A 24,195-nucleotide genomic window follows, 5' to 3' on the forward strand; every position below is an offset into this window, starting at 1 on the left:
TTACTTTAAAACTCCATTATCAAGTTTTATTTTACATACTATCACTTTTTATTTCCTATTATCATTTTTTCTTGCTTCTTACAAAAAAAGAGAAATAGTAGTAAAACTACTATTTCCCCTCAGCTTTCTGTCGAAGATTTATGTACATATGAATAATATCAATAGCTGCTGGTGTAACTCCTGATATCTCACTTGCATTGAATAATGTAGGTGGATTAAACTTTTCTAGCTTTTCCGTAACCTCATTTGAAAGTCCAGGAATTGATTTAAAATCAAAGTTTTCTGGAATTTTCATTTCAAGCATTTTTTTCATTTTTTCTATTTGTTTCTTTTGTTTATCAACATATCTATAATATTTAGCTTCTACTATAATTTGTTCTTTTAGATACTCTTCTGTATCTTTTAATGAAGGAACTAATCTATCAAACTTTTCAGGAGTAATACTATTTCTTCCTACTAAGTCAATAAGTTTTGCTCTATCTTTGATTTTATCTTCTTCTATTTCTTCAAGTAATTGAAGATTTTCTTTTTTAGAAGTAAACCATTCATTAGCCATAAACTCTACAGCTTCATCAATAACTTTTCTTTTATGTTCTACTTTTTCATTTTGTTCATCATCAATAAGACCAAACTTATGACCATAAGCAGATAGTCTTAAATCAGAACTCTCTTCTCTAAGTAGAAGTCTATATTCAGCTCTTGAAGTAAACATTCTATATGGTTCATTTGTTCCTTTTGTAACTAAGTCATCAATTAAAACACCGATATAAGCTTCATCACGTCTAAGTACAAATGGTTCTTTACCATCAATAGCTAAAGCAGCATTGATTCCTGCCATTAACCCTTGTGCTCCTGCTTCTTCATAACCAGTAGTTGCATTGATTTGCCCTGCATTATAAAGGTTTTTGATTTTTTTAGTTTCAAGTGTATGTTTTAATTCTGTTGGGTCAACATAATCATACTCAATAGCATATCCATATCTAATGATTTTTGCATTTTCTAATCCAACAATAGAGTGAATCATCTGCTTTTGAACATCAATTGGTAAAGATGTAGATAGTCCATTGATGTAATATTCTGTTCTCATTGCCGTTTGTGGTTCTAAAAATAGTTGATGTCTATCTCTATCTGCAAATCTATTTACTTTATCTTCAATACTTGGACAATATCTTGGTCCTGTTCCTTCAATTTGTCCAGTAAACATAGGTGCTCTGTGGAAGTTTCCAGAGATAGTGCTATGTGTTCCTGTATTTGTGTATGTGATATAACAAGGGAATTGAGTAGGGTTGAACTCTTTTTTATTTGTTCTAAAAGAGAATGGCATTGGTTTTTCATCTCCACCATGCTCCTCCATTACAGAAAAATCAATACTTCCTGAGTCAATTCTTGCAGGAGTTCCAGTTTTTAGTCTTCCTACATTTAGCCCTAACTCTTTTAATTGAATAGATAGAGTTGAAGATGGTAGTTCCCATGCTCTTCCTGCATCATAAGTTTGCTCACCAATGTGAATAAGTCCTCTCATGAAAGTACCCGTTGTAAGGATTACTTTTTCTGATAGGAACTCTTCTCCAAGTTTAGTTTTTACACCATAAACTTCATTTTCATCTTTTACAAGTAAAGATTCTACTTCATCTTGGTAAATTTCTAAATTAGGAGTATTATGACAAACTTCTCTCATATACTCTCTATATTTATCCATATCAATTTGTGCTCTTGTTCCTTGAACTGCTGCACCTTTTGAAGCATTTAATACTCTAAATTGAATACCAGTAGCGTCAGTACAAAGACCCATTTCACCACCGATAGCATCAATTTCTCTAACTAAGTGACCTTTTGCAAGACCACCAATGGCAGGGTTACAACTAGCAGCTCCAATTTGTTCAACAAGCATAGTAACTAAAAGGGTTTTTTTACCCATTCTAGCACTTGCTAAAGAAGCTTCGATTCCAGCATGACCTCCACCTACGACTATTACATCATATTTCATTTTCTTCCTTAAAATAGTCCTTGTTTTAAAGGACTTGATTTAGTTTAGGAAATCTCTTAGATAAATGTTTTCTTCCACTTATCTAAAAGATTTACATTAATAAATTTTCGCTATTATAACAAATTGATATTATGGAATACTTTATATTAGAAATTAATATTTAACTAATCTTTATAAATACAAGGATATTTTTTGTTTACTGGTTTAATTCGAGAAATGGCAAAAGTTGTAAGCCTTCAAAATAGCTTCCTAACACTAAAAGCTAAATACTCTCCTAAGATTGGAGACTCAGTTGCTGTTAATGGTGCTTGTCTTACTGTTGTTAGATTTACAAACGATACTTTTACTGTGGAATTATCTCCTGAATCTCAAAAAATCCTAGCTATGGAAAACTATAGAGGTGAAGTTCATATTGAACCTGCAATGATGATGGGTGATAGATTTGAAGGTCATATTGTTCAAGGTCATGTTGATTGTTTAGGAACAATAAAAACTATAAAAAAAGATGGGAACTCAACTGATTATATAATTTCACTACCAAGTGAATATGCAAAATATATTATTCCAAAGGGAAGTATTACTGTTGATGGAGTTTCTTTAACTGTAAATGATGTTTTAGAAGATGCTTTTAGATTAACAATTATTCCTCATACTATTGAGAATACTCTGTTTAAAACTTACAAAGTAGGAAGTAAAGTAAATCTTGAAACAGATATGTTTGCTAGATATATTTATAATATGTTTGGTAAAGGTAAAAAAGACGGACTTACTTGGGATAAAGTAGATTCGATTATGGCTTCTTATTAGAAGCTTTCTCTTCTACTTTTTTATCTTCTTCTTGGCTTTGTATTTCTAGTTGTTTTTTCTTATAAACAAAGAAATATTTTTGAGTTAGAACTTTTGCATAAGGTTCTATTTGAACTTCTTGCATATCTTGCATTTTTTTGATACCAACAACTTTTCCTACTTTTAGTCCTTCAAAGAAAATATTATCCATACCAGAAGTTACAACTTCATCTCCAACTCTGATTTTATACCAAATAGGAATATATTTTGCTACAAGATTATGTCTATTTTTTGATTTATGAATAATCCCAGGAGCTTTTGTTTCTCCTACAAAAATAGAGTAGTTACATTTATCATTACCATTTAATAAAGCTTTAGACCTTCCATCTTGATTTACTACAATTCCAGCTGCATAGCCATTTGAGATAACACCTAAGATAGAGTCATCTTCTTTTTTATAGTCAATCCAAACCTTTGTAAAATCATCAAATTTTACATAAGATAAAACTTTAGTAAATTTAATATCATCTCTTGTATTTTTTGTTGTATCAATTGATTCTAATACTGAATGTAGTTCATTATTTGAAGCTAGGTACAACTCTTTGTAGTTTTTTAGTGTTGCATTTTCCTCTTGCAGTTTAGCTATTGTAGCTGCTTGATTAAAATATTTTTCAATATTGCTTTGTAGTTTTACAGCATTATTTACGTACACTTTTTTAAGTGTTGTAAGAGGATTAAAATTTCTAGCAATTAGCTGGTCTATCTCGAAGATATAACCTAAGCTAACTGCTATAAAAAGAAGAAAGAATAGAAATTTATTCATTAGTTATTAGTTTTAATAATGCAGCCTGATCTAATACATTGCTTGTACCATAAGCAACAGCTAATAATGGCTCTTCCGCAACTTTTACTGGAAGTTTAATAATATCAGCTAGATATTTATCTAAACCTCTAATTAGTGCTCCACCACCTGTTAAAATAACACCATTATCAACAACATCACCAGCTAAATCAGGAGGCATGTCCTCCAATACAGATCTTACAGCAGATACGATTTCTCTTAGAGGTTCTTTTATAGCAGTGCGTACACCTTCACTACCTAATTCAATAGTAGATAAAAGACCTGAGTTATCTCTACCTTTTACTTTGATTTTTAGTTCGCTATCAAGTTTAATAGCTGTACCAATCTCAATTTTGATATTTTCAGCAGTTCTTTCACCTATATAAAGGTTGTAGTTTTGTCTAACATAATCAATAATAGATTTATCAAACTTATCACCAGCTACTTTAATTGATTTAGAAAGTACTAATCCACCTAAAGATGTTACACCAATCTCAGTAGTACCACCACCGATATCAACAACTACATATCCAGATGGGTCAGAAACAGGAATACCAGCACCAATTGCAGCTGCCATTGGTTCTTCTACTAGGAATACTTCTCTAGCTCCTGCACTTAAAGCTGATTCTTTTACTGCTTTTCTCTCAACTTGTGTAATTCCATATGGAATACAAATAATGATTCTTGGTCTGATAAATGATTTTCTAGCGTGAGCTTTTTCAATGAAATATCTAATCATTCTTTCAGTCATCTCAAAATCAGCAATAACACCATCTTTCATCGGTCTAACCGCTTGAATATTTAATGGTGTTTTACCAATCATTTGTTTAGCTTCTTGACCAACTGCAAGAATCTTATCTTTTCCGAATCTATCATTTTGTACTGCAACAACTGAAGGCTCATTAATAATGATACCTTTTCCTTTTACAGAAACAATTGTATTGGCAGTACCAAGGTCAATTGCCATGTCACTTGAAAACAGACCTATTAGTTTATCTAATAACATACTCTTCCTTCTTTCTTAAGCTATTTTTGGTTCTTTTTTATTTGTTACTACATCTTTAGTTATAGTAACTGTTTTATTTTCGTACTCAGGTAAATCATACATGATATCAAGCATGATATCTTCTAAAATTGATCTAAGTCCTCTTGCTCCTGTTTTTCTTTCAATAGCAAGTTTAGCAACTTCTTTTAAAGCAGCTTTTTCAAACTCTAACTTAACATTGTCAAGTTCAAATAGTTTGATATATTGTTTGATAAGTGCATTTTTTGGCTCAGTTAAGATATGAACCATATCATCTTCAGAGATTTCATTTAAAGTTGCAATCATGTGAAGTCTTCCGATTAATTCTGGAATAAGACCATATTTTACTAAATCGTGAGCTTCTACATTTGAGATTAAATCTTTCTCTTCTTTATTTCCACTTTTCTTTTGGTTAAAGCCAAGTACATTTGCACCTTGTTTTTTCTTTACAATCTCTTCAAGACCATCAAAAGCTCCACCACAAATGAAAAGGATATTTGTAGTATCAACTTGAACTGCATCTTGACCAGGGTGTTTTCTTCCACCTTTTGGCGGAACATTTACAACTGAACCTTCTACGATTTTTAATAGTGCTTGTTGAACACCTTCACCAGATACATCTCTTGTGATTGATCTATTTTCACTCATTCTTGCTACTTTATCAACTTCATCAATAAAGATAATTCCAGTTTCAGCTTTTTTTACATCTCCATTTGCAGATTGTAAAAGTCTTGTGATTACATTTTCAACATCATCACCAACATAACCAGCTTCAGTAAGTGAAGTAGCATCAGCAATTGCTAAAGGTACGTCTAGATATTTTGCAATTGTTTGTGCAAGTAAAGTTTTACCAGAACCAGTAGGTCCTATTAATAAAACATTTGATTTGTTGATTTCTGTATCATCACCAATCTCATCTTTTCTAAAGATTCTTTTATAGTGGTTATAAACTGCAACAGATAAAACTTTTTTAGCTCTGTTTTGACCAATGATATAATCATCTAAAATCTCTTTTAGTTGAGCAGGAGTTCTTAGTTTGATTTCTTCTTCAACTGAAACTTCTTCAGTGTAGTTATCATTTTCATCATTTGCAGGAGCATTTCCAGTCATTATTTCGTGAGCTGCTGTTACACAAGCCTTACAAATAAATGCGTTGTCTCCAGCTATTACAGGATTTGTTTCGCTATCTTTTGAACCACAAAAGTCGCATATAATCTCTTTACTCATTAATTACTCTCCTGTCTTTCTATCAAAAGGAATTCCTCTTGTTGTATTTAAAACAAAGTCACACATAACTTTTGCATGTTCATTGTTTGACTCTTCTATAAACTCTCTTGCAGAGTCTTTTAACGCGTTTGAACTTCTAAATAAAGCTTTATATGCTTTTTTGATTTCGTTGATATCTTCTTTATTTTCAAATCTTCTTCTAAGACCTGTAAGGTTAAGACCTTTTAGTTTCGCTCTATTACCTTCAGCTAAACAATAAGGAGGAATATCTTGAGTTACAACAGAACCACCAGCAATCATAGAGCCTGTTCCTACTTTACAAAACTGGTGAATTGGAGTCATTCCACCAACTACAACAAAATCATCAATCTCAACGTGTCCAGCTAGAGTTGCGCAGTTAGCAAAAATACAATTACTTCCAATGATACAATCATGTGCAACGTGAACATAACCCATAAATAAGTTATTACTTCCAATTACAGTTTTTGAACCACCACCTTCAGTTCCTGGGTTAAATAGAGTGTATTCTCTAATTTTATTGTTATCCCCAATTATTAATTCTACATCTTCCCCGTCAAACTTTAAATCTTGAGGAATTGTTCCTATTGAAGCGTGAGAAAAGATATGATTATTTTTACCAATTGTCGTTTTACCTTCAATAAGTGTATGTGAATCAACAACTGTGCCATCCCCAATCTTTACGTCTTTACCAATAATTGTATATGCACCAATAGTTACATTTTCACCTAGTTGTGCACCTTCTTCAATTATTGCTGTTTTGTGAATATTATTCATTTAAATTCCCAACTATTTATCAACTACCATTGCTTTTAATTCTGCTTGAGCAACTAGCTTATCATCTACGTAAGCTTTTCCATCAAGTACAATTAAAGTACCTTTTAATTTAATAATATCAATTTTATAAACTAATTGATCACCTGGTTTAACAGGACTTCTAAATTTTGCTTTGTCAATACTCATAAAGTAGATTACTTTATTTTTTAATTCTTCATTTGAAAGGTCATTACTCTTAAGTGCAAGTACTCCACCTGCTTGAGCCATACCTTCTAAGATTAATACTCCTGGGTAGATTGGATGTCCAGGAAAGTGACCCATAAATGCAGGCTCACTAATAGAAATATTTTTAAACCCTTCTATGCTTTTACCTTTTTCCATGTCTGTAATTCTGTCTACAAGTAAAAAAGGATATCTGTGTGGTAATATTTCTTGTATTTCGTTTATATCTAGCATTCTTATTCCTATAATTCAAGTTTTTTAAAAATCATTCATTTTATCTAAAAAAATATTAGCTTTGAATTATGTCAGCTACATTTTTAGAACTTCCATGTTTCAAATATTCTCTTAGTACTTTAGAGGTCTCTAAAAAATCATTTTTATTTATATTTTTATATTCATTGTAAAGGTTTTCAAAAGTTACTTCATCTTGGAAAAACTCTTTATGAATAGCATCTTTTCCTGATTTGTATAAAAAGATATTTGCTAAACCTATAAATGGTAGTTTTACAAATAGTCTTCCTAAAAAGTAGTCAACTTTTTTTGCAACATAACTCATCACAAAAGGTGTTCCAATAAGTGCTGCTTCAAGTGTAGCTGTTCCACTACAAATAAAACCAAATTCTGCTTGTCTTAACTCTTTATGGGAGTCATTTGAAATAGTAAATAGTGAAATGTCTCCATAATATTTTTTGATAAACTCTTCATCAAACTTTTTTGGAATGATTAAGATGTGTTCTTTATCTTTTATTTTTGAAGCAAGTTGTCTATATACATTCATATGATTTACAATTTCTGTTTTTCTACTTCCTGGCATATAGATGATTTTATTTGTATTTGTTAGCTCTTCTTTAAACTCATGTATCTCATCAAGTAAAGGGTGACCTACATAAGTTATTTTTTCCTTTTCAGTGTACATTTGTGACTCAAAAGGAATGATAGAACAAAGTTTAGTACAAAATTTTTGTAATTTGAAAACTCTTTTTTTCTTCCAAGCCCAAGCTTGAGGTAAGATATAGTAAATAATCTCTTTGTTTGGATATCTTTCTTTTAGTTTTTTTGCCAATGGAAGATTAAATCCAGAGCTATCCATAAGTAAAACTTTGTCGCACTCACCTGCAAGCTCAACTAGCTCATCACGAAGGCGAAAAAAGAATCTAAGTTTTTTTATTGCATCTGTAAAACCCATAATAGCAAGTGATGTTAAATCATATAAAGGGTTTCCTAAAGAGTTGTCAAAAACTCCTTTTAATTCTACATTGTCATTTAGGTGTTTTTTTAACTCTTTTAAGTGAATATTTGATGAAGCTTCCATTGCGCAAACTAGAAGTTTCATATAAGTACTTCCTTCACATCCTCATAAATAACAGAATCAATTTCAATTTCATATTTTCCATCTATTACTTCATCTACAACAACAATAGTAGAAAGCCCATAAGGGTTTTGGGTAATAGCATTTCTAATATTTAGTTCTGATTCAAATGTTGGTGGATTGAACATAAGTTTTTGAACATTTCTATATGTACTATTCCCTATAGAGTTGAACATATCAATACTTAGAACTTTTACTTCATCTCTATTTAAATAAGCTATTTCATCTTTTTCGTAAGCAATTCGTCCATTCATTCTTTTTCTATTTAACGTTGAATAACATAAGAAGTAAGAAGGCACTACATTTTTATCAATTTTAACTTTTCCACTTAGAAGTCTGTAGTTTAAAAATCTTTGTTTGATGATTTGATATGGAATACCTTGTTCTTCCATTTCATCTCTTTTTTTATAAAGTTCAAGTCTACTTTCAATTGATTCTGGAAGGATTTGGTGAGAAAGAGGTGAGAACATTTCATCCATAATTTTCTTTTGTTGTTCTCTTTGTTGAGTTAATCCAAATAAACAACCACAATAGTTTTGTCTATATAAACTATTCTCTTTTACAACTTCACCTTGAATTTGTGTTCCATTTCCACTTCTATAGTCCTTAAAGATAAACTCACAACCAAGTTCTTCAGTAAGTTTAGCTCCAATTTTTTCTAGTTTATCTTGTGATTTTTTAGGAGAGATAAGTAGTGAAGTAGTAAATTTATCATGCCCTAACTCTAAAGCTTTTTTTGCACTAACCTCTAATCTGTCATCATAACAAACTGTGCATCTATCACCTTTTTCAGGTTCATTTTCTAAACCTTTTACTTTTTTTAGCCACTCTTCTAAGTTATAAGGACCTTCAAGAAGTTCAATACCTAGCTTTTTACATGAGTATTCAACATCAAGATATCGAAGTCTATATTCATTATATGGGTGAATATTTGGGTCATAAAAAAAGCCTACAAGTTTTTCCTCTGGAAAATCTTCTTGTAACCTTTCTAAAAAATAGTGTGAATCTACTGCGCAACAAATATGTACTAACAAGGATAACCTTTGATTAATTATAGTTTTTTTTGTATTATAGTGGAAACTTTTATAATAAAGGATTAGGAATTAAAAAGTTATCTTTTCTTATTTTCTTCATAATATTTTTTACAGGATGCTCTTTTAATCAGCCAAAAATTGTTTCAAGTGCCACTATACTTATAAAAACACCAAAACTAAAATTTTATGATAAAGGATTTATTTCTAAATTTCAAAACTTTACTAGAGTTGAGGTATTTTCAGCAGGTGTTACTGTTTTACGCTTAGATATTTATGATAACCAAATTTGTAAAGATACTTTCAAATGCCAAAAAAGCAAGAACTTCAATAATGAATTTTTGCATAGTTCTTATGAAAAAAGTTTTTTAAAAAATCTATTTGAAAAAGATGAAAAAAATATTATTCATAGAGATAAACAAAACTCAATCTTAATAAAAATCAAAAAAGATTAATAGTACAATCCCAAAAAAATGAGACACGTTAAAAGGAATCAAAATGAAATATGTTGGAGCACATGTTAGTGCTAGTGGAGGAGTTTATAATGCTCCAATCAACGCTAGAGAAATAGGTTGTAAAGCTTTTGCACTGTTTGTAAAAAATCAAAGACAATGGAGAGCAAAAGATTTTGAACCAAAGGTTTTAGATAAATGGTTTGAAGAGATGGAGAAAACAGGTATTGAAGCAAAGCATATCTTACCTCATGACTCATACTTAATCAATTTAGGGCACCCAGAAGAAGATAAAAGACAAAAATCTTTAGATGGATTTTTACATGAAATTGAAAGATGTGAAATACTAAAGCTTGATAGACTGAACTTTCACCCAGGAAGCCACTTAAGAAAAATAAGTGAAGAAGAGTGCTTAGATAGAATCGCACTATCACTTAATCAAGCAATTGATGCAACAAATGATGTAAAGCTTGTAATTGAAAACACAGCAGGACAAGGAAGTAACTTAGGGTATAAGTTTGAGCATTTAGCTTATTTAATTGATAAAGTTGAAGATAAATCAAGAATTGGTGTATGTATTGATACCTGTCATATGTTTACAGCTGGTTACGATATTAGAACGCGTGAAGCTTATGATAAAACTTGGAAAGAGTTTGATGAGGTAGTAGGACGAGAATATCTTATGGGTATGCACTTAAATGACTCAAAACCAGAACTTGGAAGTAGAGTAGATAGACACCATTCTTTAGGTATGGGACAAATTGGTTGGGATGCCTTTAAATTTATCATGAATGATGATAGAATGGATGATATCCCAATGGTTTTAGAAACTATTGATGAAACTATCTGGCCTGAAGAGATTCAAGCCTTATATGATTTAGTAGAGAAGTAAAATACTTCTTTGCTAATTTTTTAATAATAACTTTTCTATACATATATCTCCATTCTCAAAAACAGTGAAATTGATATCTTTTTCTTTTTCAAATATTTGATAAAGAGTAATCATCTCTTTTGTTTGAATTGAAGATGAGAACATCTTTTGGGAGTTTCTTATAAGTATGGAGTTCTTTTTTCTTTCATATGTCTTGTAGCATAAATATCTCGACATAAGTTTCTCATTCTCTAACCTAGAGATTATATTGTTCATAATAATAATGCCTTTTAGTACTAAAAACTTTTTGAATTATCCAAAATAAAACTATAAAATATTCCCTATAGGGAGTATTTTAATAATTCTATCTATTATAAACTTACAAAAAACTTCACTATAGGGAACATGTTGTTATTGCATTTAGATATTGATGAGCAAGAAATATTAGATTTTCACAAGATAATTGCAGGAAATGTAAAAAAAATAAGAAAAAAGAAAAAAGTATCTCAAACAGATTTAGCCTTAAGTATAGGGCATAAGTCAGTTAGTATAGTAAGTAAAATAGAAGCAGGGCTAGAAAGTAAACACTACAATATAGAACAGTTATATAAAATATCAAAGGTATTAGAAGTTGATATTAAAGAGTTTTTTAACTTTGAATAAATAATAGTAGGATTAAATTTATATATTTAGCTTTTCAATCTATTCAAAATCCTTAAAGAAATACTAATATTAAAGTTATAGAATTTCATAAAAATTGTAATATTAACTATGAAGGATTAAAATGTCAAAGATAGGAATTCTAGTTGCAAGTGCAAATAACAACCTAAAATTAGGTGAAAGATTAGTAGAACTTGCAGGTGAGTTAAATGTAGAAGCAGAACTTATCAACTTAGTAGATTTAAACTTACCACTATATAGTACAGTAGAAGAAGAAAAAAATGGTCTTCCTGAAACTGTAAAAGAATTAGCTAATAAAATTTTAGGATTAAAAGCATTTATTGTTGTAGCACCTGAATATAATGGAGTTATGCCTCCTGTATTAAACAACGCTATGGCTTGGACTTCAAGAAGTACAAAAGACTGGAGAGATGCATTTAACGAAAAAGTTGTAGGATTAGCAACTCACTCTGGTGGTGGAGGTCAAAAAGGTCTTCAAGCTATGAGAATTCAGTTCCAACACTTAGGAGCAAATATTTTAGCAAGAGAGATTTTAACAAGTTATGATAAACCTCTAAATGAAGATACTGCAAAAAATATGATTCAACAATTAGACAAACTTTCAAGGGTATAATAAACCCTTGAAAAAATAATATTTTCTAAACTTTTTGCATAAAAGCAAAAGAAGAGTATAATCTCTTATGCAAAATATTATTGAAGCCTTATTACCAATTTTTTTCCTTATTATTTTAGGATACTTTTTTAAAAGAATTAAATTCCCAAACGAAGAGTTTTGGGCAAGTTCAGATAAATTTACTTACTATGTACTTTTCCCCGCACTATTAATATACAAACTTTCAACTGCTTCTTTAGAAGGGATTGATGGATTTAATTTTATTCTTTCAGCCTTTTTAACAATGCTAATTTTAACTCTAGCTCTTATGCTTTTTAACCGTTTTGTTAAGAAGTTTAAAGGGGATGCTTTTACTTCTATTTATCAAGGTGCAATTAGATTTAATACTTATGTTTTTTTAGCCCTTGTTGATGCTATTTTTGGAGATAGTGGATTAGTATTAGCTGCACTTTTAATGACTTTTATGATTCCACTTATAAATATTTTTTGTATCTCTATTTTCTCTATTTATGCAGCAAGCAATAAAATAACTGTAAAGTCATTTATGCTTTCAATTGTAAAAAATCCACTTATTATGGGATGTGTTGTTGGTGGATTATTAAACTTCTTTGGAATAACTCTTTTTACTCCATTAGAGAAAACACTTGGTATTTTAAGTTCAGCAGCACTTCCTTTAGGACTTTTATCAGTTGGAGTTGGTCTTCATTTATCTCATATAAAAGAAGCAAAATTAGAGTTGATTTTAGCAATTATTGTCAAGCTTATTGTTTATCCTTTAGCTATATATTTTATAGGTCAAGCTTTAGGTATAACTGGTCTTGCACTTTTAGTCCTTGTAGTTTTTGGTTCTATGCCAACTGCTTCGTCAGCTTATATCTTAGCAAGGCAACTTGGGGGAGATTTAAAGCTAATGTCTGCAACAATTACTATGCAGACACTGCTTTCGATTTTATCTATATCAGTGATTTTGATGTTAATTCAAAACCATACCTAAAGAAGAAGCTTACTTCTTCTTAGGTTTTTCTATTTTATAAAACTCAGTTTTGGCTTTATCATGGTTTGATTTTAAGTACCAAGACTTAGCTTTTTTAAGGTCTTTTTTTATGTCACCTTTTCCATAATGATAGATAAGTCCTATATTATATGCTGCAACATCTTTTTGTGATTTATCTCTATAGTTTTGATATGCATCTTTATAATAACCTAATGCTTTTCTAACATCTTTTTTAGTTCCTAGTCCTTTTTCATAAAGTACTCCAAGTTCTACTTGAGCTGCTGCATCACCTTTATTTCTAGCATAGCCAAAATATTTAATTGCATTTTCATACTCTTTTTTATCTCTGTAGTATTTTGCAAGATGATTAGCTGCATACTTATCATATAAAGCTGCTTTTTCAAATAGTCTTATGGCTTTCTTCATATCTTTCTTTACACCAAGACCATCTTTATAGAAAACTCCTAATAGATTTATACTAGGATAATTAAAGTGTTTAGCTCCAAGTTCTAAATACTCTTTTGCTTTTTTATAGTCAATTCTAATGATATTTTTATCTTTATTGTCATCATTTCTATAATATAACCAAGCTAAGTTATAGTATGCAGATGTATATCCCTTTTGTGCTGCTTGAAGATAGTATTCTTCTGCTTTTTTAAGGTCTGCCTCAACTCCTTCTCCATAAGCATAAGCCCATCCCATAGATGCATAATCCCTTGGACTTTTTCTTAGCTCATAAAGTTTTTTCATATAATAAAAACCAGTTTTTTTATCTCTTTTAGGGTCTTTATTACAAGAGTAACACAAGTGATAAGTAACTAACTCTTGAATAGCTTTTAAATCATTCTTTTTAGCTAAGTCTTCATAAATAGCTAAAGCTTTTTTATCTTCAGGTTTTTTATTTAAAGAGTAAGGTGGATATAGATATAAATGAGCTAGTTTATATGCAGCTTTTTTATCACCTTTGTCTATTAGCGTTTGTAAAACTTCTACGGCTTTATCATATTTATTTACTTTTTTATTTGTATAAAGACTTACAAGTTCAAGAGAACTTTTGATATCTCCTGCATTTGAAGCTTTTTCATACATTTTAATTGCTAAGTCAATATTTGAGTATCTATTTTTATTGGCGTATTTTCTTAGTGTTAAGATATTATCAGATTCTAAAATATCTTGCTCAAGTTTTTTAATAACTTCCGGGAAGGCTTTTTTATAAGTATAGTTTTCTATCACTTCTTTGATAAATGCATCTTTTAACTTAGTATTAGTACTTGAAAGAATAAACTCTTGCCATTTTTTTGCACTTATATACTCTTCTGGATAGAAGTAGTATCTTGATGGAGTTTTTAAAGCAAGTTCTAAAATCGCTTCATGGTTCTCTTCTTCAGCAAGTTTTTCAAATAGTTCCCTTGCTTTTTCTTTATATCTTTTTTTATTGTAGTAGTTTGCTAAAACTAAAGTACCTTCATTTGAAGAGATAAGTCTGTTTTTTAACTCTAAATACTTATCTAAAGTATCTATACTTCTTCCATAGTTTTCAAGAAGTTTTATAGATGCCTCAATATGATTTAGTGAAGCTGCTTTTTGTAAGTACTCTTGAGATTTTTCTTTATCTTTATTTAGTTTTTGTCTATAATGACCTTTATTATAGATTATAGATAAACTATAGTAAACATCAGCATTTTTGTCATCTAACTTTATATACTCATTATATAATCTTAATGCTTCTTGATATCTATACTTCTTTTTAAATAGCTCTGCTAGTTCAAGAATCTTTTCACTATCTTTAGAAGCAATAGTTTTTTCTATAAACTTTTCAACTTTTTCTTTAGCACTTGTTCTATACATTGTAGATTTAATATCTTGTAGCTGTAGTTTATATGGAAGGTCTGCACCTCTTTCTGCTAAATATGAGGCAATTTTTTCAGCTTGGTCTCTTTTATATTTATTCATATAAATTGTATAAAGCTTTTGCAACTGTTCAACTGATAGCTTTTCAATAATTTCGCTTTCAATCTTTTGGGCTTCATATATTTTGTGATAACGTATATGATGTTTGATTAAAGATACTTTTGCATCAAGACTTCCTTTTTTTGAAGCTTCATTTAAAAGTGTTAAGGCTTTTGTTTCTCCATCTAAAAACATATCACTATAGTCATAATATATATCACCAATAAGTGCTAGTTCTTTAGGGTCTTTATTTTTGTCGATATTTTTATACCATTTATCAAAATATTTTAAACCTTCAATTGTTTGAGGAAAATCATAATATTTAGATAGTTCAAGCATGGCATTTATATCACCATTGTTTGCTTTATTGATTAAAGTTTCTTTTGAATATTTACTACCATTTGGAAGATTGTTTGTTGCACAACCTGTTAAAAAGAGAAATACTAAAAGAGCAGACAATATTTGTTTCATTTTTGCTCCTAGAATCATTTATAAATTATAATAAAGTTGCAATCTTATAAAAATAATCTTAATATAGATTTAATAACAAAAATTATGGTTCATAAGTGGTTAAGAGATTTTAATGTAATATGATTAATAAAACATATAATTGGAACAAAATGATTTTTATAATTTTCTTTGGAATTTTAGCCTTAATTTTCATTGGCTTAAACATTTATGACAATTCTAATTTACAAAAAATTGAAAATTATTACTTAAAGAAAAAATGCTTAAATGTCGTCTACTCAAAGGGGGAATACAAGGGATTTTGTCAAGATTCCATAGTAAAAATACCTAACAGTTTTAGTCCAGATTTGCAAAAAGACAAGGAAATTGTAAAATTTAGTGAAATAAATGAAGTAAAAAAAGAAAATTTAATGATAATTATAAATAAAAATTATAAAATACGGTTTCAAAACAAAGAGAACCTCGAAAAATTTTATAATGTAATAGAGGGAAGAAAAAAATAGATGAATGAGATAATAGAATTTATAAAGTCAAAAGATGTTGAGAAGTCAGCATTTTTTAAACAACTAAAATGCTCAAAAGAAGAAGCACAAATTTTACAATACATCACAAGACAATATATCCAAGGAAGAGATACTTCTATGGTAATAGATATTCTAAGTGAATTTTATGATGTAAAAACATACGAGCACTTAAATAAAATTCAATTAATCAAATCATTATTAGAGTTTGGATGGCTTGTTCAAAGTGGCTTTGACCAACTAAAACTTAGTGAGATGTCACAATTAGAACTTTTAAACTCGATGATTACTCTATCTCCTGCATTTTTAAAACTTTTAGAAAAAGGTTCATTAGAGTTTGTTTTACCAGAAGTTAAAAAATATGAAGATCATTTAGAATATTTACAAGACCAGTTTTTTAGAATAGATTTAGCACAACAGTTAAATCTTGTAAAAAACAATTTTGATGAAAACTCACCTAATATAAATAGATTAAGGTCAAAATTAACGCTTCTTGAAAATAGAATCAAAGAGAGAATAAAAGAGACTGATGGTTCTATTATGATGGAAGACTTCTTCAAGCAATATGCTTTAAATGAGCAAGAGCAACTATTGTTTTTAGCTCTTTTAAAAGAGGAGTATTCAGGTGGTGATGGAACTTTAAGAGATATGAACTCTTTAATCACGCTAATTTCAAGTGATGATTATGAGAAAATAAAATATAGGTCATTACTTGAAGAAGGTTCAAAACTTGTTTCAAGCTCATTAGTTGATTATGATGAGGTTTTAACTCCATTTGGGGGAATAAATAGAAATTTCTATATTCCTGATGATATTTTATATAAAATTTCTCATCCAACAAAAAAGACAAGTAGAAGTACAAAAATGAAGCTTGACTCTTTGATAAAAGAGCAAGAGACATTTGAACTTATTACTACAAATAAAACTTTAGATGATGTTGTTTTAAATGACAAAACAAGAGAAGTTTTAGATTCACTTTTAAAGCAAATGGATAAAAAAGTATTCAATAGACTTAAAGAGTGGGGAATAAAACATAAAAGAAATATTGAAGCAAGAATTATCTTTTATGGATTTGCAGGAACAGGTAAAACTTTAACAGCACTTGCTTTTGCAAAGACTTTAAAAAGACAGGTTCTAAGTTTTGATTGTTCAAAAATTCTTTCTATGTATGTTGGAGAGAGTGAAAAAAATGTTCGAGCAATATTTGACAAATATTATGAACTAAGGGATAAGAGTAAATCTGAGCCGATTTTATTATTAAATGAGGCAGACCAATTTTTAAGTTCAAGAACAACTTCTAGTGCTAGTGGAAGTGAGAAAATGCATAATCAAATGCAAAATATTTTTTTAGAGCAAATTGAAAGATTTGATGGAGTTTTAATAGCAACAACAAACCTTTTAGAGTCTTTAGATAAAGCATTTTCAAGAAGATTCAATTACAAAATAGAGTTTAAAAAACCAAACTATGAGCAAAGAGTAGAGTTATGGAAAAAGTTACTTCCAACAACTTTACCTTTAGATAAAGATTTTGATATTGAAGAGCTAGCTAAACATGAATTAACGGGTGGTCAAATAGAGATGGTTATAAAAAATACTGCGTTTAAAATAGCAGTTGATGAGGAACCATTATTTACTAATAAATCTTTTGAAGAACAAATCTCAAAAGAACTAAAAGGTAATTTTGACTCTGAAAATAAAGTCGGTTTTTTCTAAACTAGACTTTATAAATAAAAATTAACTATAATTAATAACTAAAGAAAAAGTATTACTCAATCTTATAGATTAGAGAAAATTGAGAACAAGTTATTATAAAAACTAATAATTTTAAGGATAAAACATGACACATATGGAGTTTGCACATCCGTATTTTGGCGTTTTTGTTATGTTTGTTTTGAGTTTTGGTGTTTTCCTTACAGTAGTTTATATTGCAAGGGTTATTGGTAGAAAAATTGCAAGATTGAATACTGAAAAACTAAAGACTACACTTTATGAGTGTGGACCAGAAGTTACAAAGCAACCAAGTAGTGTATCTGTACAGTTTTATTTAATGGCACTACTTTTTATTTTATTTGATATTGAAATTATCTTTATGTTTCCATGGGCTATAAACTTTCAAGTTTTAGGGTGGTTTGGATTTGTTGAAATGATTTTATTTATTTTATTACTTACAATCGGATTTATTTATGCATGGAGAAAAGGAGCTTTAGAATGGCACAGCATAAAGTAGACTATTTTAAAGATGGTGGAGCTCCAATTGCATTAACTACAGTTGATAAGTTAGTAAATTGGGGTAGGTCAAACTCACTTTGGCCTTTAACATATGGATTAGCATGTTGTGCTATTGAGATGATGGCAACTGGTGCTTCAAGATATGATTTTGATAGATTTGGAACAATTTTTAGAGCAAGTCCAAGACAAGCAGATGTTATTGTAATTGCGGGAACTCTTACAAAAAAACACGCAGAGTTTATGAGAAGACTGTATGACCAAATGCCAGAACCAAAATGGGTTATCTCTATGGGGTCTTGTGCAAATACAGGTGGAATGTTTAACACTTACGCAACTGTTCAAGGGGCAGATAGAATTGTACCAGTTGATATTTATCTTCCAGGTTGTGCTCCTAGACCTGAGACTTTACAGTATGCACTTATGATGCTTCAAAAGAAAATTAGAAAAGAGTCTATTTTTAGAAAAATCAAGAAAAAGAGGCTTGTATAATGAGAAAATATACACCTAAAAATGATGTACAAAAGAAATCATACTTTAGTGATAGATTCTATATTGCCCCTGAAACTTCAAAAAAAGAAGTAAGTAGTGATGAAATATATGCTTATGATATAGAGCTTTTAAGTAATAAGTTTGAGGTTTTAAATTCATATATTGAAATAGATGAGTTAGTGGTTTTTATAAAGGCTGAAGACAATGTAAATGTACTTACTTTTTTTAAAGAAGCTTTAGATTATGAGATGCTAATGGAACTTTCTGCAATTGATTATATTGCACAAAGAGGTGGCTTTGAGATTTTCTATGAAATGCTTTCATTAACAAAAAGAAAAAGAGTAAGAATTAAAACTTTCATCAAAGAAAAACAAGAACTAAACTCTGTTTATGAAGTATTTAAAATGGCAAACTGGTCTGAGAGGGAAATGTATGATATGTACGGTGTAAGAGTTGTAAACCATCCGAACTTAAAAAGAATCATTATGCCTGATGATTGGTATGACCATCCATTAAGAAAAACATATCCTTTACAAGGTGATGAAGCTGCATCTTGGTATGAAGTTGACAAAATCTTTGGTAAAGAAGCAAGGGAAGAGATAGGGGCTGAAATAAGAGACTCAGCAGCTATTGATAGATATGACACAAAAAGATTTTCAAGATTAGGGCATGAGGTTCCATATGGAGTTGATATCACAAATGGAAAAGAGCCAGAACACACACCTTTACAGTATCAAGAAGAGGGTGGAGTTCCTATTATCAAAAAATTTGATGAAAACAAAAGTGTTACACTTAAAAAAAGAAGATAAGAGAAGATAAATGCGACAAACAGCAAATAGATTAAAACCTTTCTTTGAAAATATTAACTTCGAGCGTGAAGATAATACTATGATGGTAAACTTTGGGCCTCAACACCCATCTGCCCATGGTCAAATGAGACTTATGCTTGAACTTCAAGGTGAAGAGGTAGTAAAAGCAACACCTGGAATTGGATACCTTCATAGAGGTATGGAAAAGATGGGTGAGAATATGATTTATAATGAATTCTTGCCTACAACAGACAGAATGGATTATATTGCCTCTACTTCAAATAACTATGGCTTTGCCCTTGCCGTTGAGAAGTTATTAGGAATTGAAGCCCCTAGACGTGCAGAAGTTATTAGAACTATGCTTTTAGAACTAAATAGAGTAATGTCTCACCTTTTTTGGCTTGCTACTCACGCACTTGACGTTGGAGCTATGTCAGTATTTTTATATGCCTTTAGAGAAAGAGAATACGCAATGGACCTTATAGAAGACTATTGTGGTGCAAGACTTACTCATAGTGCAGTTAGAATTGGTGGAGTTCCTTTAGATTTACCACAAAATTGGTGTGAAGACTTAGAAAAATTTATCACTAGCTTTGAAAAAGAGATTGATAGATATGAAGGATTACTTACAGAAAATAGAATCTGGAAAATGAGACTTGAAAATGTAGGTGTGATAAATGAAGAACTTGCAAAATCTTGGGGATGTACGGGAATTGTTTTAAGAGCATCTGGTGTGAAATGGGATTTAAGAAAAGAGATGCCTTATGGCCTTTATCCAGAATTAGATTTTAACGTACCAATTGCAAGTACTGGTGATGCTTATGGAAGATATAAATGTTATATCCAAGAGATGAGAGAATCAGCAAAGATTTTAAGACAATTAATTCCTATGTATAAAAGTAGTGAGAGTCAACTAATGGCCCATGCCCCTGAATATATCTCAGCACCTAAAGAAGATATTATGACTCAAAACTACTCTTTAATGCAACACTTTGTCCTTGTAACTCAAGGAATGAGGCCACCAAAGGGTGAAATTTATGTAGCAACTGAATCACCAAAGGGTGAATTAGGATATATGATAGTTAGTGATGGTAGCCCATATGCATATAAAATGAAATTAAGAGGACCATCTTTTTGGCATACAGGAGTTTTAGAGGACTTGTTACCTGGACATCAATTAGCAGATGTTGTAACTATAATTGGTAACTTAAATGTTGTATTTGGTGAAATAGACAGGTAAGGCAAAGGGTATGAAAAGATTTGATTTAAGACCATTAAAAGAGAACTTTTATGACAGAATGTTAGAGCTTATGGATAAAGATATTTCAAAAGGTGAAAATGCAATTTTTCTTTTTGAAATAGGTGACTTCTCATGTGTTCAAAAAAGTGCTGATGTTATTAAAGATGCTGGATATACACTTATGAATTCAATTAAATTCAATGAAGTTGATTGGACTATTGTTGTAAAAAATGAGAAGCCTTTAGTTGAAGAAAAAGTAGAAGAGAATAAAGAAGAAGATAAAGAGGACTAATGAATACTAAAATAGAAAAAATTTTAAATAGCGATTATATTATCTCATTTGGGTCGTTTTTAGCCCAAGATAATGAACAGGTTAAAGAAGCGATTATAGAAACTATTGCACAAAAAAATGCAGAGTTTATCTATATGCATCCTATTGATAATGTTGATTTAAAAGTTTATTATTCACAGTTAATTAAGTATGAAGTAGGAAGTGAAGAGGGGATTGCTTCAATGTTACTTGATACTTTTGTAAATGATGCAAGTGAAAAAATCAAAGATTATCTAAATGATTTAGATATGGGATATATCTCTGCTGAGAGTTCTGCTGGTGAAGAAGAGTTTGAAGAAGCATGTGAGAAAGCAGAAGATAAAACTTCAAAAGTTTTATTAGTGGGAAGAGATATTACAACTCATGAAAGAGTAGGGAATATTGTAAAAATCTTAAGTGCTATAAATAAATACTCTGACTTAGATGTAATTTGCCTAGATGAAAAAACACAAGAGCAAGTTGAGTCTTGCAATGATGAAGATATTGAAGAAGTAGAAGAGTTAGACTCATATAATGGAACAGTGGTTTATTCTATTTTCGATGAGCAAGATTGCCAAAAATTAGTAGGAAGCCAATCTTTTGCAAGAATTGCTAAGGTTCAAGATAAAGATGAGGTTTATTTAAATTACAATGGTCAAAAGGTGAAAAAGCAGTTTATTATAAATGATGACCTTTATGGGACAGTTGCATTATGTCCTATTTTAGATAGTAATATTAGCTTTTTAACTGAAAACTATAGATACAAACAAGTTAAGGTAGAGAAGGCTTAATAATGAGTGATACAATCAGCTTAACAATTAACGGAAAAGTTGTTGAAGCTAAAAGTGATGAGACTGTATTAAACACAGCAAGGGCAAATGATATTTTTATTCCTGCTTTATGTTATCTAACAAGATGTTCTCCTACACTAGCTTGTAGACTTTGTCTTGTAGAAGCAGATGGAAAACAAATCTATGCTTGTAATGCTAAAGTAAAAGAGGGGATGAATGTAACAACTTCAACTCCTAATATCGAAAAAGAAAGACGTGCAATAATGGAGGTTTACGATGTAAACCATCCCTTACAGTGTGGAGTTTGTGACCAAAGTGGAGAGTGTGAATTACAAAACTATACTCTTTATATGAAACTAGATTCTCAAAGTTATTCTATTAAAGATGTGCCAAGACCAACACAACACTGGGGAGTTATGAATTATGACCCAGGTCTTTGTATTGTTTGTGAAAAGTGTGTAACTGTTTGTAAAGATATGATTGGTTCAAATGCCTTAAGTACTGTAAAAAGAGGTTCTGAAGCAATTGATAAGACATTTAAAGATGAGATGCCAAAAGATGCATACTCTATGTGGAATAAACTAAATAAGTCACTTATTGGTTTTGAAGAAGATAATTGTACTGATTGTGGTGAGTGTATTTCTGTTTGCCCTGTTGGAGCCTTAGTTTCAAATGATTTCCAATATAAATCAAATGCTTGGGAACTTACAAGAGTTCCAGCTGCAAATCCTCACTCTAGTGATTGTGCATTTATGTATTATGAAACAAAACATACATCTGTAGATGATGCAAGTCCTAAAATCTACAGAGTTACAAATGAACATCACTATTCAACACTGAATGGTGCAGCAAGATTTGCCTATGATTTTGAAAATAAAACTCAAGGAAAAGATGAAAAAGCTTTTGATGAAGCAATAGAAGCTTTCAAAAAAGCTGACTCGATAAAGTTTAATTCATATATTACAAATGAAGAGGCTTTAATCTTACAAAAGCTTGCTTTAAAAACAGGAGCAAAACTAGTAAATAAAGATGCCTTTAGATTTAAAAGATTTATGCAAAACTATAGTTTAACTTCTGGAAAATCTCTTTACTCTTCAAGCTTAAAAGATGTGCATAACTCAAACTTTGTGGTATCTATTGGAGCATATTTAAAATCTGATTTACCAAGTGCTAGATATGCCTTTAATAACTCAGTTATTATGAATAAAGGTGCGGGGTTATATTTTCATCCTGTGCAAGACCCAGTTATGGAAAAAGTTGGGAAAAAAGGTAAAACAACAGAGTTTATCTATCATAAACCAAATGTTGAAAGCTCAATTTTATACCTTATCTTACATCTATTTGCAAATGACTTACCTCTTGAAGTTCAAGAATTTATTGACTCTAAAAAAGAGCAAAGAACTAAGACAGTTGTTGAGTCTAAAAAAGAGCAAGTTATAGAACTTGTAAAAGATGAAGAGACAGGTGAAGAAAAAGAGGTAAAAAAACTTGTTACTAAAAAAGAAGAAAAACAAGTAGAGTTTGAATATACAAAGTTTTTAGATGATATTCAAAAAGATGAAACATTCTTAGAACTAGTTGATTCAATGCTTGCAAAAAAAGATAAGTTTTCATTAATCATTGGTGAAGATTTAATTCATAATGAAAACTATGAAGAATTAGCAAAACTTTGTGGTCTGATTGAAAATTACACTTCTTTTGATGTAGTTGTAATTCCATCTCAAACAAACACTTTAGGGGTTAGTCTTATTTGTGATGAACTAGTGGAAGAAGAAACAGGTTTTGTCATCGGATACAATGAAAAAGCAGACTTTGAATTAAGTGCTTTAAACAATGATTTAAGTGAAGGTAAACTTGATATGCCAGCACTTAATCAACAAGAGGGAACTTTCACTAATATTGATAAGAAAATCATTCCTACAAATGTAGCAATTGATTATAAGGGTTATGTATTAAATGACCTTGCAAATGAGATTTTAGAGTGTGATGTTGATCATACAATAGAGTATACAAGTAAACTTCCTTTAACTAAAGGTTATTGCGGTTTAGAGTTTGATGACCTGCCTAATTACTTTGGAAACAATAGAGCTGAGTACAGAGGTTATGATTTAAAAGCCAATGATATTGAAGTAAGTGAAAAGCTTGGTTTAAAAGTTTTAACTCCTTTAGCTTTAGCAACAGAAGAAAATGAAATCATTATTTATAAAGCAAACCCTATAAACCAGTTTAATGAATTCACAGCAATTGCTCACGAGTTTAAAGATGAGCTTCAAAGTGGGGTTTTCTTCTCAAAAGCTTTATTTGAAAAACTTGAACTAGAAGAGAATCAAGAAGTTAATGTTCAAGTAGGTGAAGTGCAAAGAACTTTAAAAGCTTATTGTGAAAATCAAATTGATGGAGAAATTGCTTTAGTTTCTACTTTTGAAAAAGATTTAGATACTAAGGTGTTTTTTGAAGATTCAAGATATGCAGTAGCAAAAGTTATGAAGGTATAA

General features: G+C 30.2%; 25 protein-coding genes. 15 read left to right on the top strand and 10 right to left on the bottom strand.

Features of this window, described 5'->3' with window-relative positions:
• Positions 1-109 precede the first annotated feature (109 nt).
• Complete coding sequence (mnmG, locus tag CRV03_RS05910) at positions 110-1,987, bottom strand: tRNA uridine-5-carboxymethylaminomethyl(34) synthesis enzyme MnmG (RefSeq protein ID WP_129084230.1); 1,878 nt, start codon at positions 1,985-1,987, stop codon at positions 110-112.
• Positions 1,988-2,179: 192 nt separating this feature from the next.
• Here mnmG and ribE point away from each other — a divergent pair, with 192 nt between their 5' ends.
• A complete protein-coding gene (gene ribE / locus CRV03_RS05915) occupies positions 2,180-2,794 on the top strand; it encodes a riboflavin synthase (RefSeq protein ID WP_129084231.1) in 615 nt (204 codons plus the stop codon).
• Here the strand turns inward: ribE and mreC are convergent.
• Genes mreC through CRV03_RS05950 form a run of 7 tightly spaced genes read right to left on the bottom strand, consistent with a single transcriptional unit; the run spans position 2,778 to position 9,285 of the window.
• A complete protein-coding gene (mreC, locus tag CRV03_RS05920) occupies positions 2,778-3,596 on the bottom strand; it encodes a rod shape-determining protein MreC (RefSeq protein ID WP_129084232.1) in 819 nt (272 codons plus the stop codon). The genes ribE and mreC overlap by 17 nt on opposite strands.
• A complete protein-coding gene (locus CRV03_RS05925; RefSeq protein WP_114840292.1) occupies positions 3,589-4,620 on the bottom strand; it encodes a rod shape-determining protein in 1,032 nt (343 codons plus the stop codon). The genes mreC and CRV03_RS05925 overlap by 8 nt, the downstream gene beginning before the upstream one ends.
• Before the next feature lie 15 nt (positions 4,621-4,635).
• The gene (gene clpX, locus CRV03_RS05930) at positions 4,636-5,865 is read right to left on the bottom strand and encodes an ATP-dependent Clp protease ATP-binding subunit ClpX (protein WP_129084233.1); all 1,230 of its coding nucleotides are present in this window, start codon (positions 5,863-5,865) and stop codon (positions 4,636-4,638) included.
• Positions 5,866-5,868: 3 nt separating this feature from the next.
• Complete coding sequence (lpxA, locus tag CRV03_RS05935) at positions 5,869-6,660, bottom strand: acyl-ACP--UDP-N-acetylglucosamine O-acyltransferase (protein ID WP_129084234.1); 792 nt, start codon at positions 6,658-6,660, stop codon at positions 5,869-5,871.
• A gap of 12 nt (positions 6,661-6,672) precedes the next feature.
• On the bottom strand, positions 6,673-7,116 hold the full coding sequence (gene fabZ, locus CRV03_RS05940) for a 3-hydroxyacyl-ACP dehydratase FabZ (protein WP_129084235.1): 444 nt from the start codon (positions 7,114-7,116) through the stop codon (positions 6,673-6,675).
• Positions 7,117-7,171: 55 nt separating this feature from the next.
• Complete coding sequence (gene lpxB, locus CRV03_RS05945; protein ID WP_129084236.1) at positions 7,172-8,215, bottom strand: lipid-A-disaccharide synthase; 1,044 nt, start codon at positions 8,213-8,215, stop codon at positions 7,172-7,174.
• Positions 8,212-9,285 carry an epoxyqueuosine reductase QueH gene (locus tag CRV03_RS05950; protein ID WP_129084237.1) on the bottom strand — a complete coding sequence of 358 codons (1,074 nt, stop codon included), beginning with the start codon at positions 9,283-9,285 and terminating at the stop codon, positions 8,212-8,214. The genes lpxB and CRV03_RS05950 overlap by 4 nt, the downstream gene beginning before the upstream one ends.
• Positions 9,286-9,314: 29 nt before the next feature.
• Between CRV03_RS05950 and CRV03_RS05955 the strand changes: the two genes are divergently transcribed.
• Together CRV03_RS05955 and nfo are read left to right on the top strand one after the other, a co-directional pair.
• Positions 9,315-9,737, top strand: a complete 423-nt coding sequence (locus CRV03_RS05955; RefSeq protein WP_258239022.1) for a hypothetical protein — start codon at positions 9,315-9,317, stop codon at positions 9,735-9,737.
• 43 nt (positions 9,738-9,780) lie between these two features.
• Positions 9,781-10,626, top strand: coding sequence for a deoxyribonuclease IV (gene nfo, locus CRV03_RS05960; RefSeq protein ID WP_129084238.1), 846 nt, complete (start codon positions 9,781-9,783; stop codon positions 10,624-10,626).
• A gap of 12 nt (positions 10,627-10,638) precedes the next feature.
• Here nfo and CRV03_RS05965 read toward each other — a convergent pair whose 3' ends face one another.
• On the bottom strand, positions 10,639-10,881 hold the full coding sequence (locus CRV03_RS05965) for a hypothetical protein (RefSeq protein ID WP_129084239.1): 243 nt from the start codon (positions 10,879-10,881) through the stop codon (positions 10,639-10,641).
• 129 nt (positions 10,882-11,010) lie between these two features.
• Here CRV03_RS05965 and CRV03_RS05970 point away from each other — a divergent pair, with 129 nt between their 5' ends.
• The 3 genes from CRV03_RS05970 to CRV03_RS05980 all read left to right on the top strand — a co-directional run bounded on the left by CRV03_RS05970 (position 11,011) and on the right by CRV03_RS05980 (position 12,893).
• The gene (locus CRV03_RS05970) at positions 11,011-11,268 is read left to right on the top strand and encodes a helix-turn-helix domain-containing protein (protein ID WP_129084240.1); all 258 of its coding nucleotides are present in this window, start codon (positions 11,011-11,013) and stop codon (positions 11,266-11,268) included.
• Positions 11,269-11,389: 121 nt separating this feature from the next.
• The gene (locus CRV03_RS05975; protein ID WP_129084241.1) at positions 11,390-11,899 is read left to right on the top strand and encodes an NADPH-dependent FMN reductase; all 510 of its coding nucleotides are present in this window, start codon (positions 11,390-11,392) and stop codon (positions 11,897-11,899) included.
• Positions 11,900-11,966: 67 nt separating this feature from the next.
• Positions 11,967-12,893 (top strand): AEC family transporter, encoded by a 927-nt coding sequence (locus CRV03_RS05980; protein WP_129084242.1) that lies wholly within the window; start codon positions 11,967-11,969, stop codon positions 12,891-12,893.
• A gap of 9 nt (positions 12,894-12,902) precedes the next feature.
• On the opposite strand, the gene CRV03_RS05985 is transcribed toward CRV03_RS05980, so the two are convergent.
• On the bottom strand, positions 12,903-15,314 hold the full coding sequence (locus CRV03_RS05985) for a tetratricopeptide repeat protein (protein WP_164968619.1): 2,412 nt from the start codon (positions 15,312-15,314) through the stop codon (positions 12,903-12,905).
• Between the two features lie 149 nt (positions 15,315-15,463).
• On the opposite strand from CRV03_RS05985, the gene CRV03_RS05990 reads away from it, so the two are divergent.
• From CRV03_RS05990 to CRV03_RS06030, 9 genes are all read left to right on the top strand, one after another.
• Complete coding sequence (locus tag CRV03_RS05990; RefSeq protein WP_129084244.1) at positions 15,464-15,814, top strand: hypothetical protein; 351 nt, start codon at positions 15,464-15,466, stop codon at positions 15,812-15,814.
• Positions 15,815-17,545: an ATP-binding protein gene (locus CRV03_RS05995; RefSeq protein WP_129084245.1), complete on the top strand. Its 1,731-nt coding sequence runs from the start codon at positions 15,815-15,817 to the stop codon at positions 17,543-17,545. It begins immediately after the preceding gene.
• Between the two features lie 124 nt (positions 17,546-17,669).
• The gene (locus tag CRV03_RS06000) at positions 17,670-18,059 is read left to right on the top strand and encodes an NAD(P)H-quinone oxidoreductase subunit 3 (RefSeq protein ID WP_129084246.1); all 390 of its coding nucleotides are present in this window, start codon (positions 17,670-17,672) and stop codon (positions 18,057-18,059) included.
• Positions 18,041-18,550, top strand: a complete 510-nt coding sequence (locus tag CRV03_RS06005) for an NADH-quinone oxidoreductase subunit B family protein (RefSeq protein WP_129007803.1) — start codon at positions 18,041-18,043, stop codon at positions 18,548-18,550. The genes CRV03_RS06000 and CRV03_RS06005 overlap by 19 nt, the downstream gene beginning before the upstream one ends.
• Positions 18,550-19,359, top strand: a complete 810-nt coding sequence (locus CRV03_RS06010; RefSeq protein WP_129084247.1) for an NADH-quinone oxidoreductase subunit C — start codon at positions 18,550-18,552, stop codon at positions 19,357-19,359. Before CRV03_RS06005 ends, CRV03_RS06010 begins: the two co-directional genes overlap by 1 nt.
• Before the next feature lie 10 nt (positions 19,360-19,369).
• Entirely contained in the window at positions 19,370-20,599 is a 1,230-nt protein-coding gene (gene nuoD / locus CRV03_RS06015; RefSeq protein WP_129084248.1) for an NADH dehydrogenase (quinone) subunit D, read from the top strand.
• Positions 20,600-20,609: 10 nt separating this feature from the next.
• On the top strand, positions 20,610-20,891 hold the full coding sequence (locus CRV03_RS06020) for an NADH-ubiquinone oxidoreductase subunit E family protein (RefSeq protein WP_129084249.1): 282 nt from the start codon (positions 20,610-20,612) through the stop codon (positions 20,889-20,891).
• On the top strand, positions 20,891-21,700 hold the full coding sequence (locus CRV03_RS06025) for a hypothetical protein (protein ID WP_129084250.1): 810 nt from the start codon (positions 20,891-20,893) through the stop codon (positions 21,698-21,700). Before CRV03_RS06020 ends, CRV03_RS06025 begins: the two co-directional genes overlap by 1 nt.
• Positions 21,701-21,702: 2 nt before the next feature.
• Positions 21,703-24,195 carry an NADH-quinone oxidoreductase subunit G gene (locus CRV03_RS06030; RefSeq protein WP_129084251.1) on the top strand — a complete coding sequence of 831 codons (2,493 nt, stop codon included), beginning with the start codon at positions 21,703-21,705 and terminating at the stop codon, positions 24,193-24,195.

It is taken from the genome of Arcobacter sp. F155, assembly GCF_004116455.1.
Classification (GTDB): domain Bacteria; phylum Campylobacterota; class Campylobacteria; order Campylobacterales; family Arcobacteraceae; genus Halarcobacter.

What these genes read in the sequence shown, in the direction of transcription:
- CRV03_RS05965 (WP_129084239.1), bottom strand. Translation starts at nt 10,881, where the DNA reads ATGAACAATATAATCTCTAGGTTAGAGAATGAGAAACTTATGTCGAGA.
- CRV03_RS06000 (WP_129084246.1), top strand. Translation starts at nt 17,670, where the DNA reads ATGACACATATGGAGTTTGCACATCCGTATTTTGGCGTTTTTGTTATG.
- nuoD (WP_129084248.1), top strand. Translation starts at nt 19,370, where the DNA reads ATGCGACAAACAGCAAATAGATTAAAACCTTTCTTTGAAAATATTAAC.
- nfo (WP_129084238.1), top strand. Translation starts at nt 9,781, where the DNA reads ATGAAATATGTTGGAGCACATGTTAGTGCTAGTGGAGGAGTTTATAAT.
- CRV03_RS06010 (WP_129084247.1), top strand. Translation starts at nt 18,550, where the DNA reads ATGAGAAAATATACACCTAAAAATGATGTACAAAAGAAATCATACTTT.
- CRV03_RS05980 (WP_129084242.1), top strand. Translation starts at nt 11,967, where the DNA reads ATGCAAAATATTATTGAAGCCTTATTACCAATTTTTTTCCTTATTATT.
- CRV03_RS05995 (WP_129084245.1), top strand. Translation starts at nt 15,815, where the DNA reads ATGAATGAGATAATAGAATTTATAAAGTCAAAAGATGTTGAGAAGTCA.
- lpxB (WP_129084236.1), bottom strand. Translation starts at nt 8,215, where the DNA reads ATGAAACTTCTAGTTTGCGCAATGGAAGCTTCATCAAATATTCACTTA.
- CRV03_RS05925 (WP_114840292.1), bottom strand. Translation starts at nt 4,620, where the DNA reads ATGTTATTAGATAAACTAATAGGTCTGTTTTCAAGTGACATGGCAATT.
- lpxA (WP_129084234.1), bottom strand. Translation starts at nt 6,660, where the DNA reads ATGAATAATATTCACAAAACAGCAATAATTGAAGAAGGTGCACAACTA.
- clpX (WP_129084233.1), bottom strand. Translation starts at nt 5,865, where the DNA reads ATGAGTAAAGAGATTATATGCGACTTTTGTGGTTCAAAAGATAGCGAA.
- mreC (WP_129084232.1), bottom strand. Translation starts at nt 3,596, where the DNA reads ATGAATAAATTTCTATTCTTTCTTCTTTTTATAGCAGTTAGCTTAGGT.
- CRV03_RS05990 (WP_129084244.1), top strand. Translation starts at nt 15,464, where the DNA reads ATGATTTTTATAATTTTCTTTGGAATTTTAGCCTTAATTTTCATTGGC.
- CRV03_RS05985 (WP_164968619.1), bottom strand. Translation starts at nt 15,314, where the DNA reads ATGAAACAAATATTGTCTGCTCTTTTAGTATTTCTCTTTTTAACAGGT.
- CRV03_RS05970 (WP_129084240.1), top strand. Translation starts at nt 11,011, where the DNA reads ATGTTGTTATTGCATTTAGATATTGATGAGCAAGAAATATTAGATTTT.
- CRV03_RS05975 (WP_129084241.1), top strand. Translation starts at nt 11,390, where the DNA reads ATGTCAAAGATAGGAATTCTAGTTGCAAGTGCAAATAACAACCTAAAA.
- CRV03_RS06030 (WP_129084251.1), top strand. Translation starts at nt 21,703, where the DNA reads ATGAGTGATACAATCAGCTTAACAATTAACGGAAAAGTTGTTGAAGCT.
- fabZ (WP_129084235.1), bottom strand. Translation starts at nt 7,116, where the DNA reads ATGCTAGATATAAACGAAATACAAGAAATATTACCACACAGATATCCT.
- CRV03_RS06020 (WP_129084249.1), top strand. Translation starts at nt 20,610, where the DNA reads ATGAAAAGATTTGATTTAAGACCATTAAAAGAGAACTTTTATGACAGA.
- mnmG (WP_129084230.1), bottom strand. Translation starts at nt 1,987, where the DNA reads ATGAAATATGATGTAATAGTCGTAGGTGGAGGTCATGCTGGAATCGAA.
- CRV03_RS06025 (WP_129084250.1), top strand. Translation starts at nt 20,891, where the DNA reads ATGAATACTAAAATAGAAAAAATTTTAAATAGCGATTATATTATCTCA.
- CRV03_RS06005 (WP_129007803.1), top strand. Translation starts at nt 18,041, where the DNA reads ATGGCACAGCATAAAGTAGACTATTTTAAAGATGGTGGAGCTCCAATT.